Source organism: Caproiciproducens galactitolivorans (assembly GCF_029266045.1).
Classification (GTDB): Bacteria; Bacillota; Clostridia; order Oscillospirales; family Acutalibacteraceae; genus Caproiciproducens; species Caproiciproducens galactitolivorans.
This window is the reverse complement of record NZ_JAJUFJ010000002.1, coordinates 197,542-209,036: the sequence shown is the minus strand read 5'-3', so window position 1 is coordinate 209,036 and position 11,495 is coordinate 197,542. Positions and strand designations below refer to the sequence as shown.

The 11,495-nt window shown below is 50.9% G+C and carries 8 protein-coding genes; 3 read left to right on the top strand and 5 right to left on the bottom strand.

All coding sequences use genetic code 11. The features are described from left to right. Positions 1-129 precede the first annotated feature (129 nt). Positions 130-567 (bottom strand): transposase, encoded by a 438-nt coding sequence (locus tag P9B68_RS11685; protein WP_135657584.1) that lies wholly within the window; start codon positions 565-567, stop codon positions 130-132. Between the two features lie 471 nt (positions 568-1,038). Between P9B68_RS11685 and P9B68_RS03435 the strand changes: the two genes are divergently transcribed. From P9B68_RS03435 to P9B68_RS03425, 3 genes are all read left to right on the top strand, one after another. Next, positions 1,039-1,275: a FeoA family protein gene (locus tag P9B68_RS03435; RefSeq protein WP_135657586.1), complete on the top strand. Its 237-nt coding sequence runs from the start codon at positions 1,039-1,041 to the stop codon at positions 1,273-1,275. A 78-nt stretch (positions 1,276-1,353) separates the two neighbouring features. Further along, a complete protein-coding gene (gene feoB, locus P9B68_RS03430) occupies positions 1,354-3,513 on the top strand; it encodes a ferrous iron transport protein B (protein ID WP_135657588.1) in 2,160 nt (719 codons plus the stop codon). A gap of 148 nt (positions 3,514-3,661) precedes the next feature. Further along, positions 3,662-6,325 carry a translation factor GTPase family protein gene (locus P9B68_RS03425; protein ID WP_277668453.1) on the top strand — a complete coding sequence of 888 codons (2,664 nt, stop codon included), beginning with the start codon at positions 3,662-3,664 and terminating at the stop codon, positions 6,323-6,325. Between the two features lie 76 nt (positions 6,326-6,401). Here the strand turns inward: P9B68_RS03425 and P9B68_RS03420 are convergent, their stop codons facing one another. The 4 genes from P9B68_RS03420 to P9B68_RS03405 are packed head-to-tail and all read right to left on the bottom strand — an operon-like array spanning position 6,402 to position 11,458. Then, a complete protein-coding gene (locus P9B68_RS03420; RefSeq protein ID WP_135657592.1) occupies positions 6,402-7,451 on the bottom strand; it encodes an NAD(P)-dependent alcohol dehydrogenase in 1,050 nt (349 codons plus the stop codon). A gap of 17 nt (positions 7,452-7,468) precedes the next feature. Next, on the bottom strand, positions 7,469-8,965 hold the full coding sequence (gene xylB / locus P9B68_RS03415; protein ID WP_277668452.1) for a xylulokinase: 1,497 nt from the start codon (positions 8,963-8,965) through the stop codon (positions 7,469-7,471). Positions 8,966-8,992: 27 nt separating this feature from the next. Then, entirely contained in the window at positions 8,993-9,964 is a 972-nt protein-coding gene (locus P9B68_RS03410; protein WP_135657597.1) for an ABC transporter permease, read from the bottom strand. A gap of 3 nt (positions 9,965-9,967) precedes the next feature. After that, entirely contained in the window at positions 9,968-11,458 is a 1,491-nt protein-coding gene (locus P9B68_RS03405; protein WP_135657599.1) for a sugar ABC transporter ATP-binding protein, read from the bottom strand. Positions 11,459-11,495: the final 37 nt, after the last annotated feature.

The window sequence follows — 11,495 nt, the reverse complement described above, 5'->3', positions numbered from 1 at the left end:
TGGCCAATATCTTCAATTTCACTCAGGTCTGAGCCAAGTTTGCTGAATTTCCCCCAAAAATGGTGTTTTTCCGCCGTTTCAACTTCATTTTCTCTTGTGCGCCCGTCAAAAAGGCGCACTATGCCCTTGTCAGGTTTCACGTAGACTTCGCCCGGCTAGTGCGAGAGCATACAGATTGGCGCAGGCAAACATGGCATACAGCCGGTTTTCATTCTTTTTCAATCTGCGGTACCGGGGCTTTTGATACCCAAACTGACATTTGATAATGCGGAAATCATGTTCCACTTTGCAACGTACAGAAGATTTGCGATGTTCGATCATACGCTCCCAGTCCAGCGCATGGTCAGAAACCTGTGGAAAACTGTGCGGTCTGTGGTTGATACGATAGTCGATGGCGGCTAAATGCGCATTTTCCTGAATCTCCGGTCGATTCTGTATGCCGAGATATCCGGAATTGCCGTAAACAACGAAATCATCATCCCGGATGAGTTTCGGCGCAACGACCACATCATGCACATTTGCAGCCGTTACCTCAATGGTGTGAACCAGCCCGCTGCCCGCATCCAAACCCGGCGTGACATTTCATGCCGAACTGCCATTCATTGCCTTTCTTCGTTTGGTGCATCTCCGGATCGCGAGCGTTTTCTGTATTCTTCGTCGAACTGGGAGCGTTGATAATTGTTGCGTCAACAATTGTTCCACCCCTCATCATGTGGCCGGTTGCCACCATCACCCGATTAATGGCGTCAAAAAACAGCTTGTTTAAGCATCCTTTTTTTCAATCAGTTCGATTGCAGCCTTTATGATCCCTTTTTTGGCCAATCCTTTTCGCGGCATATCCACACCTCAAAACGAATACCACCACTTTCCATCCGTTTTTCAATGGGGCGGTAGTGAACGCCGCCGAGAGTGGAAGACGAAAGGTGTTACGAATAAGGAAGAGACGAAAATCGCTTATAAAGAAGGAACAATGTTAGCAGAAACAACATATCTTAGCTTAAAGAAAGATTTATAAAGGCAAATAGGGAGGCCGTTCTTTTGGAAAACAAGGAAATATCATTAGACCGCTTACCCATTGGAACAAGGGCGAGCGTTACATCGATACGGTCGAACGGCGCGCTCAGGCGCCGTATGCTCGACCTTGGCGTCATCAGCGGGACAGAAATAGAACCGCTATATACCAGCCCGTCCGGGAATCCGGTCGCCTATCTGATACGGGGCGCCGTTATCGCGTTAAGGTCGGATGTCTCGTCAAAAATTATGGTGAGCGCATAAATAAAAGAGGGCTGTTTCAGTAAGAAAACGCTGAAAAGCCCTCCTTCTATATTTTATTTTACAGTTGAGGTGGCGATCATGGGGTTATCGGGTGATTCGACCGGTACGGGGGTCCTGAAGTGCTGCGACGGAATTCTGCAAATTGAAAAAGACAGCGAGGAAGATAGAGTCATTGCTTTGGCAGGAAACCCAAATGTAGGGAAAAGTACGGTATTTAACCAGTTGACGGGCCTGAACCAGCACACGGGGAACTGGCCCGGCAAGACAGTTGCAAATGCGCAGGGAAAATATTATTACGGCGGAAAAAATTATATTTTAGTCGACATACCGGGGACGTATTCCTTAATGGCGAATTCGGAGGAAGAGGAGATCGCCCGCGATTTTATCTGCTTCGGGGAACCGGACGCAACGGTTGTTGTGGCGGACGCAACCTGTCTGGAGCGCAATTTGAATCTGGTGCTTCAAACAATGGAGATTTCAAAAAATGTCGTACTTTGTGTAAATTTGCTGGATGAGGCGAAAAGGAAGAAAATAAGAATCCGGTTGGATGTGGTGTCCGAGAAATTGGGGATACCGGTCGTCGGCACAAGCGCGCGGAGCGGGAAAGGGCTGAACAGCTTAATGGAGGCGGTTTCCGCCCTGACTTCGCAAAAAAGCGAACCGCATCCGCTTGTTATCACCTATGGCGAGGAAATTGAGAAGGCCGTTTCCATTCTGGAACCTGCCGTGCAAAAGGCTTTGCAGGGGAAATTAAACAGCCGTTGGGTGGCTTTAAAGCTTTTGGATGGGGATTCCGGCATTCTAAACGCATTGAAAAAACATCTTCAATACGATATCCTCGCCAATCGGGAAATAACGGAATGCCTGGAAAAGGCATGGGAATCGCTCGATGAAAGCGGGATCCCGCGCGAGATGTTCCGGGACAAAATCGTTACGAAAATCGTACAGACCTGCGAAGAAATCGGCCGGAGCGCAGTTGTTTATGAACGGCAGGAATATGCCGCCCGCGACCGGAAAATTGATAAAATACTTACTTCAAAATTAACGGGCATCCCGATTATGCTGCTTTTGCTTTGCGGCATATTCTGGCTGACGATCACAGGGGCGAATTATCCGTCGGAGCTGATCGCAAATGGCCTGTTTTGGGTGGAAGACCGGTTGTCCCAGATTTTCACAGCGGCCAATGCACCGCTTTGGGTAAAGGGACTGCTTATAGACGGCTGCTACCGGACGCTGGCATGGGTGGTTTCCGTTATGCTGCCGCCAATGGCTATTTTCTTTCCGCTTTTTACCTTGCTGGAGGATTTGGGATACTTACCGCGCGTTGCTTTCAATCTGGATAATTTTTTCCGGAAAGCGTGCGCGCATGGCAAACAGTCACTAAGTATGTGTATGGGATTTGGGTGTAACGCCTGCGGCGTGATTGGCTGCCGGATTATTGATTCTCCCCGCGAGCGCCTAATCGCAATCCTTACCAATAATTTTGTTCCGTGTAACGGGCGGTTCCCAACGCTCATCGCAGTAATCACCATGTTTTTTGCGGGCGGGGCCGCAGGTACTTTTCAATCGTTGGTTTCAACGCTGATGTTGACCATGGTCATTGTTTTGGGCGTAGTCATGACTTTGCTCATTTCAAAACTGTTGTCGAAGACGATTCTGAAAGGGCTGCCGTCCTCCTTCCATTTGGAGCTTCCGCCGTACCGCAAACCGCAGATCGGAAAGGTAATCGTGCGCTCCATCTTTGACCGTACGCTCTTTGTCCTTCGCCGGGCGGCGGCGGTTGCGGCGCCGGCCGGGCTGGTTATCTGGCTGATGGCGAATCTGAAAGCGGGTGATTCCAGCATTCTTGCGCTATGCGCGGATTTCCTTGATCCGTTTGCGCGGTTGATCGGGCTGGATGGCTATATCCTCATGGCTTTTATCCTGGGTTTTCCCGCCAATGAAATTGTGGTTCCCATTATTATTATGAGCTATATGGCGACCGGCGCTTTAACGGATTATGAAAGCTTGGCGCAATTGCACACCCTGCTTATCGACCACGGGTGGACCTGGCTTACGGCTGTCTGTGTAATGCTGTTTTCTTTGATGCACTGGCCCTGCGGCACAACATGCCTGACGATAAAAAAGGAAACGCAGAGCATGAAATGGACCTTGCTGGCCTTCGCGCTTCCTACGGTTACCGGATTGGTCGTATGTTTTTGCGTGGCGAATACCGCCCGGTTTTTTGGGTTAGCTTGAATCGGAGGAACGGGCTGTTTATGCGCAAGTTTTTGTGCTTTCGGTACGGATGAAGTGGATGCGCGCGATTGCGTCCTCCGCCGGATCATGGTATATTAAATCTGCCGGGTAAAACCGGCAAATGAATTTGTTATTTGGTGGAAAAAGTATGAAAAAGCTGGTTGTTGGGATATTAGCCCACGTGGACGCGGGAAAAACCACCCTGTCGGAAGGGCTGCTCTATCGGAGCGGGCGCCTGAAAAAGCTGGGGCGGGTCGATCATCAGGATTCGTTCCTGGACACCAATGCCCTGGAGCGCGAGCGGGGCATTACGATTTTTTCCAAGCAGGCACTGCTCACGCTGGGGGAGATGGAAGTCACGCTGCTGGACACGCCGGGCCATGTAGACTTTTCCAGCGAAATGGAGCGGACTCTGCAGGTGCTGGACTACGCCATTCTGGTCATCAGCGGAACGGAGGGCATACAGGGGCATACTCTGACGCTGTGGAAACTGCTGGGACGGCACGGTATCCCGGTTTTCCTGTTTATCAATAAAATGGATTTAGCCGGCGCTGACCGGGCCGCTTTGCTGGAAAATCTAAAACAGAGATTCCATGACGGCTGTGTGGACTTCGGCGCGACGGGGGATTCCTTTTGGGAAAACGTGGCCATGTGTGACGAGGATGTGCTGACCGGCTATTTGGAGCGGGGCAAGGTGACGGATGACGAGGTTGCCTCCCTGATCGCGCGGCGCAGGCTGTTTCCCTGCTATTTTGGTTCCGCGCTGAAGCTCGACGGGGTGGATGCTTTTCTGCAGGGGCTTGAACGCTACACCCACTGTCCGGATTATCCGCCTGTGTTTGGCGCAAAGGTTTTCAAAATTGCCCGCGACCCGCAGGGGAACCGGCTTACCTATATGAAAATTACCGGCGGAAGCCTGAAGGTAAAAATGCTGCTGACCAACCGGCGGGAGGGCCTTCCGGAGGAGGAAGTCTGGGAGGAGAAGGTCGACCAGATCCGCATTTATTCCGGTGCGAAGTACGTGACCGCAGACGAAGCTCCCTCCGGTACGGTTTGCGCGGTGACCGGGTTGAGCAGGACGTATTCGGGTGAGGGGCTGGGAATTGAATATGCTTCGGAAAAACCGGTACTGGAATCGGTTTTGACCTATCAGGTGCTTTTGCCCGACGGATGCGACACGAACGCCGCGCTTTTGAAGCTGAGCCAGCTTGCGGAAGAAGATCCCCAGCTCCGTATTTTTTGGAACGAGCACCTGCGGGAAATCCATCTTCAGATTATGGGAGAGGTGCAGCTTGAAATTTTGAAGCGGCTGATTTCAGAGCGCTTCGGCCTGGAGGTGGAATTCGGCCCCGGAAACATTGTCTACCGCGAAACGATTGCGGCGCCGGTGGAGGGGGTGGGGCATTTTGAGCCGCTCCGCCACTATGCGGAGGTTCACCTTCTGATGGAACCGGGCGAACGGGGAAGCGGGCTTCAGTTTGATACCGTTTGCAGCGAGGACATGCTCGACCGGAACTGGCAGCGCCTTGTCCTAACCCATTTGCAGGAACGGACGCACCTTGGCGTGCTGACCGGTTCCCCGATTACGGATATGAAGATTACGCTTGTGGCGGGGAAAGCGCACGAAAAACACACCGAGGGCGGCGATTTCCGGCAGGCGACCTATCGCGCGGTGCGGCAAGGGCTGATGTCAGCCGAGTGCATCCTGCTGGAGCCATGGTACGACTTCCGGCTGGAAATTCCCGCTGATTATGTGGGACGGGCGATGTCGGACCTGCTGCGGATGTCGGGAAATGTTGCCCAGCCGGAGACCATCGGGAACGAGGTGGTCCTGACCGGTTCCGTCCCGGTGGCGGAGATGCGGAGCTACGCTTTGGAACTTACCTCCTATACGAAGGGGCGGGGAAGGCTCTCCTTCACGCTGAAAGGATACGAGCCCTGCCATAATCCGGAAGAAGTCATTGCGGCAATCGGCTACGACAGCGAGCGGGACACGGAAAACCCGGCGGATTCCGTTTTCTGTTCCCATGGCGCCGGAGTTGTGGTCAAATGGAATGAAGTGCGCAAGCATATGCATGTGGAAAGCTTCCTGAAGCCGGAAGCGGCGGAAGAGGAGCCGGAAAAACCCCCGTCCGCCACGCGGCGCGCGCCGGCCTATACCGGTTCCCTGGAGCAGGACAAGGAACTGAAGGCCATCTTTGAAAAGACGTACGGACCGGTGAAGGAGAGGCATTTTTACCGGCAGCCGCGGCAGGAAATGGAGCAACCATCGGAGGAGCACGCCGCCCAATCCCGGGCTGCCAGCCATGAGTATTTATTAGTGGACGGTTATAACATCATTTTTGCATGGGAGGAATTGAGCCAGGTGGCCCGGGACAGTTTGGATACTGCCCGCAATCTTCTGATGGACATTCTCAGCAACTATCAGGGTTTTAAAAAGTGCAATGTGATTTTGGTTTTTGACGCTTATAAAGTCCCGCATAATACGGGGAAAGTCGTCCGTTACAACAATATTCATGTTGTATTTACAAGGGAAGCGGAAACGGCGGACGCGTACATTGAAAAGGTTACCTATGAGATTGGGAATAAGCACCGCGTTACGGTGGCCACCTCGGACAGCGCGGAGCAGCTCATTATTTTGGGGCATGGCGCCCTGCGCCTTTCCGCAAAGGCTTTTCGCGCGGAGATTGAACGCACCCAAGGGCAGATTTTGCGGATTCTGGCCGCAAACCGTTGGGAAGGGCAAAAACAGCCGTTTAACCTTCCGAAGGCAAATACGCAGGGGACGGGCCTCAAGCGTGGGAAAGAATAAAATGCAGGCCCCGAAATTCCAATTTCGGAATTCCGGGGCCTGTTTTAAGGGATTTATGAGAAGATTGTTGCTTTCTTTATTTCGCGATCCGGATGACAGATTTTACAATATTTGCTTTGTCCTTCACGCTTGAATCCATTGCGTTCTGAATGTCGTCAAAATCAAAGATATTGGTTACGATTCCGTTCAAATTTATTTTACCGCTTGCAACCGCTTCAATTGCCATGGGATAAATGTTGCGATAGCGGAAAACGGTCTTAAAGGTCAGTTCCTTGTCAAGAGCAAGGCTCATCGGCATATTGATATAGCCTGTTTTTCCGTATCCTACCAGAACAACATTCGCACCTTTTTTCGCCATGAAAACAGCCTGTTGCGAAGTGGTTTCCGTGCCCGCGGTCTCAATAATTACATCGGCGCCCTTGCCGCCGGTCAATTCCAGCACTTTTTTTACGGTATCCTCTTTGGCGGCGTTGATCACGCCCGTTGCGCCTAGCTCCATCGCCTTGTCCAGACGTTTTTGCATAACGTCCGAAACGTAAACCCTAGATACGCCCAGCGCTTTTAGCGCCATCATGGAAACCAGACCGATACATCCGGAACCGAGTACCACGGCGGTCTGGCCCATGTGGGCGCCGCCCTGCCGCGCGGCATGAAATCCAACGGCCAACGGCTCGATCAGCGCTCCTTCCATCGTGCTTACGTTCTCCGGCAGCTTAAAGCACAGTTCCGCTTCGTGTGCGACATACTCCTGAAATACGCCGTCAAACGGCGGGGTGGCGAAGAATTCCACATCGGGGCAGAGATTGTACCGGCCGGATTTGCAAAATTCACAGTGGCCGCAGGTTTTTCCGGGTTCCAGCGCCACACGGTCCCCGACCTTCAAATGGGTAACATCCTTGCCGACTTCTACAACAACGCCTCCCGGCTCATGCCCCAGCACAAACGGGGGATTTACCTTGATGTCACCGATACAGCCCATTTCATAAAAATGAAGGTCCGAGCCGCATACGCCGACATATTCCAGCTTTATCAGTACTTCGTTGTCCTTCGGAACAGGGATGTCTCTTTCGACGAAGCCCATTTTTCCGACCCCGTTCATGACTGCAACTTTCATTTTCCCTTCCATATTGATACCTCCATTATTTATTTTCCGACTTCCGCTTCAAATAAATCCTTTGTTCTGCTGTATAATTCCTGATATATTTCGTAGGAAGTTCGGTATTTAACCATTTTGCTCATATTGGGATAATAGACCTTGCTATCGAATGTAATATACCGGTTGCAGGCTTCCTGTATGCTGCCGAAGATGCCGGTTCCTGCCCCGGCCATAATGCATGCGCCAAGACAAGCCTGCTCCTTTACGCAGCTTACATGGACTTCCTTTTCAAAAATATCCGCCTGTATCTGGAGCCACACATCGCTGGAGGCTCCGCCTCCCGAAGCAATGATACGGTTGCCCTTGATTCCGATTTCGTCAAAGATTTGCAGAGAGTCTTTTAGGCTGAAAGTGACTCCCTCCATAACAGAGCGGATTATGTGCCGGTTATCGTGGCGGAGTTGCAGGCCGAAAAACATTCCCCGGGCTTTCGGATTCATATGCGGTGTTCGTTCACCGGATAGATAGGGGAGATAAATTAGCCCGTCGCTGCCGGAATCAATTTCTCCTGCCATATTGCTCATCAGCTTGTAATCCTTTATGTGCAGCACTTTGTTTTTCAGCCAGTTTAGGGACATACCGCTGCACAGAGCTGCTCCGTAAACCGTATAGGCCTTGTCAATGGAATGGCAGAAGGTGTGTGTGCGCAGCCCGGAATCATATACGTCCTTTTTCGAGTAGGTGGAAATCTGCCCGCCAGTTCCAATGTTGGAAATGATCAGGCCCTCCCGGACCGCGCCATTTCCAATGCTCTGCGCCGGCTGGTCGCCGGAACCGTAAATAACGGGGATACCCGCCCGAAGCCCGGTTTCCTTCGCGCATTCTTCCGTAATATATCCGGCAATTTCCGTCGCCTCATGGCACGCTGGGAAAATAGATTCCGGAAGTTCGAAGCGCTTGAGGATATCCCATGCCCAGTCCCTTTTGCCAACGTCAAAGGCAAGTGAGGCGGACGCGTCCGACGTATCCGTTCCGAAATTCCCGGTCATTTTCAGCCGGATATAATCCTTGGGATGCAGTAGTTTATAGGTTTTCCGGAAAATGTCGGGCTCATTCTCTTTCACCCAGAGCAAAGAGGGAAAAGCAAAACCGGTAAATGCGCGGTTATGGAAAATCTGTGCCATTTCCTCCAGCCTTAGTTTTTGGTTCATTTCCTCTAGCTGCTTTTCCGAGCGCTGATCCAACCAAATGATAGCCGGCCGAAGCGGGATCCCGTGTTCGTCGGTTATCACCAGCCCGTGCATTTGTCCGGAAAAGCCGACCGCAGCAATGGAATCAAACGCTTCACCGTGCTGTTCTTTCAGCTTTTTAAATATGGTTACCGCAGCGTCCCACCACATTTCGGGGGCCTGTTCGGCGTAATTTGCATGGGGTATGCTTACCGTATAGCTTTGCGCAGCCACGTCGAGTACTCCGTTATCGATATCCAGCAGCATGGCCTTTATACTGGAGGTCCCCAGATCGATTCCTAGAATTGTCTTCATGGTTTTCTCCTTTAATGATGGGTTGTTTTAAGCTGTTTCCTTTTTTGAAGATGTAAAGATCTGAAGAAGCACGGATGCAATGATAATCAGGCCTTTAATAACATCCTGCGGATAAGACGGGACGGAGAGGAGGTTCATAATATTTCCGATTAAGGCAAGAACCAGAACACCGACTACGGTTTTCACCGCAGAGCCCGTACCGCCGGAAAGGCTGGCGCCACCGATGACACAGGCGGCGATGGCGTCTAGCTCAAGGCCTTCGCCATAAAGCGGGGTGCCGATACCGGTTCTGGAAGCGGCCATTACGCCGCCGAGCGTAGCACACAGGCCGGAAATCGCGTAAACAGCGATTAAGTAGTAATTCACACGTATACCGGAAAGGCGCACACAGTTTTCATTGCTGCCGGTTGCCAAAACAATCCGCCCGAAGGAGGTGCGGTTAATAACGAAAGCAAAAATGGCTACGACAACCAGCGCCAATACAAGAAGCAGCGGGATAATATGGGCGACGGTATTCTGCCCAAGCTGGCTGATGGTGTTGGAGGGGGTGCGGATGGGGGAGCCGTTTGAAAGAATAAACGCAGCACCCCGGATAATCGTCATCATCGCCATGGTTACGATGAAAGCCGGCATTTTGAATTTAGCAACCAAAACGCCGGAAAGCGTTCCGCAGACCAGCCCCAGCGCGACATCCAGTAAAATCGCCGGGATCAACCCAAGGCCGGAGTTAATGAAAATCGCCACCAGAACGCTTCCGCAGGCGAGATAGGAACCGACCGACAAATCAATTCCTCCGGTTGCAATCACAAGCAGCATGCCCATGCTCACCACGGTAAGCGCCGCGTATTGTCTGCTGATATTGAAAAGGTTCGTGAGAGTGAGGAAATCAGGCGATATCACCATGCAGATAATCAGGCAGACCGCAAGCATTAAATAGGTATTATATTTCTTGATAAATTCCGTAATGGAATTGCTGTATTTTTTTGCATCGGTTTTCATTTCTTATTCCCCCACACATAATTTCATGATATTGACGTCCTGGAGATCTTCTTTCGGAAGCTCCCCGGTGATGCTGCCCCGACGCATGACATAGACCCGGTCGCTCATGTTGAGAATTTCCTCCATTTCGGAAGAAATCATAATAACCGCGATACCGGATTCGGCCAGATCGTTGATGATTTTATAGATTTCCGACTTTGCGCCCACGTCCACGCCCCTGGTGGGCTCGTCAAGAATCATGAGCTTGCAATCTGCGGCAAGCCATTTGGACAAAGCCACCTTTTGCTGGTTCCCGCCGCTCAGGCTGGAAACCTTGTCGCTCAGGGCATGGTACTTTGCGCTGACTTCCTTCAAAATGCTTTCCGCAAGGCCTTTATCCGCTTTTTGACGGATAACAGAGGCCTTTGTTACTTTTTTCAATGCTGTCAGGGTTACGTTATTTCTAATTGGCATATCAAGCAGGATCCCCTGTTGCTTGCGGTCTTCCGGCAAAAAGCCGATTCCGTTTTTTACCGCCTCATAGGGACTCTTGAATACCACTTCTTTTCCAAAGTAAGTAATGGTTCCGCTGTCTATTTTATCCGCACCGAAAATTGCGCGCATGGTTTCCGTTCTTCCGGCGCCGACAAGTCCGCTGAAGCCTACCACTTCACCTTTCCTTATATTAAAAGAGATGTTTTTTACCATTCTGCCGGCGTTCAGATTTTTTACCTCAAGCACAATATCGCCGATTTCCGCGTTGCGCTTGGGGAAAAGCGTGGTTAATTCCCGTCCGACCATTTTTTCAATCAGCTCGTCTTTGCTGATGTTTTTTGTGTCGTAATCGCCTATGTAACAGCCGTCTTTCATAACCGTGATTTTATCGCACAGCTCAAAAATTTCCTCCAGCCTGTGGGAGATGTAAATAACCCCCATGCCCTGATCCCGTATATTCCTTAATAATACAAAAAGCTTTTGGATTTCATTAAAGGTCAGGACAGCCGTCGGTTCATCCAGAACCAAAATTTTTACATTTCTTGATAAGGATTTGCAGATCTCAACCACCTGTTGGTACGCTACGGATAAATCCATAATGCGTGCGTTCGGGTCGATGTCACCGAAGCCCAACTTGGTCAGGATATCCTTTGCGTCCTGCTTTAGCTTTTTCCAGTTGATAACTCCTCCCTTGGAAGAGAGCCTGTCTATAAAGATGTTTTCCGCAACGGTCAGATGCGGAGCCAGCATGAGTTCCTGATGGATAACGGAGATTCCCAGTTCCCTGCTGACTTTCGGAGAGGAGATTTTCCGAATCTTGCCGTCAATTTTAATCGTGCCTTCATCGCTTGGGAAAGCGCCCGCCAGAATGTTCATCAGCGTGGATTTTCCCGCGCCGTTTTCACCAATCAGGGCATGAATTTCTCCTTTCCCCAATTTGAAATTCATATTATCCAAAGCCTTTACTCCGCTGAAACGCTTTGAAATATTCTCCATCTCGACCAGATATTCGCTGCCCATTCCTATGCCTCTCTTTCAAACTGTCCTGCCCAAATTG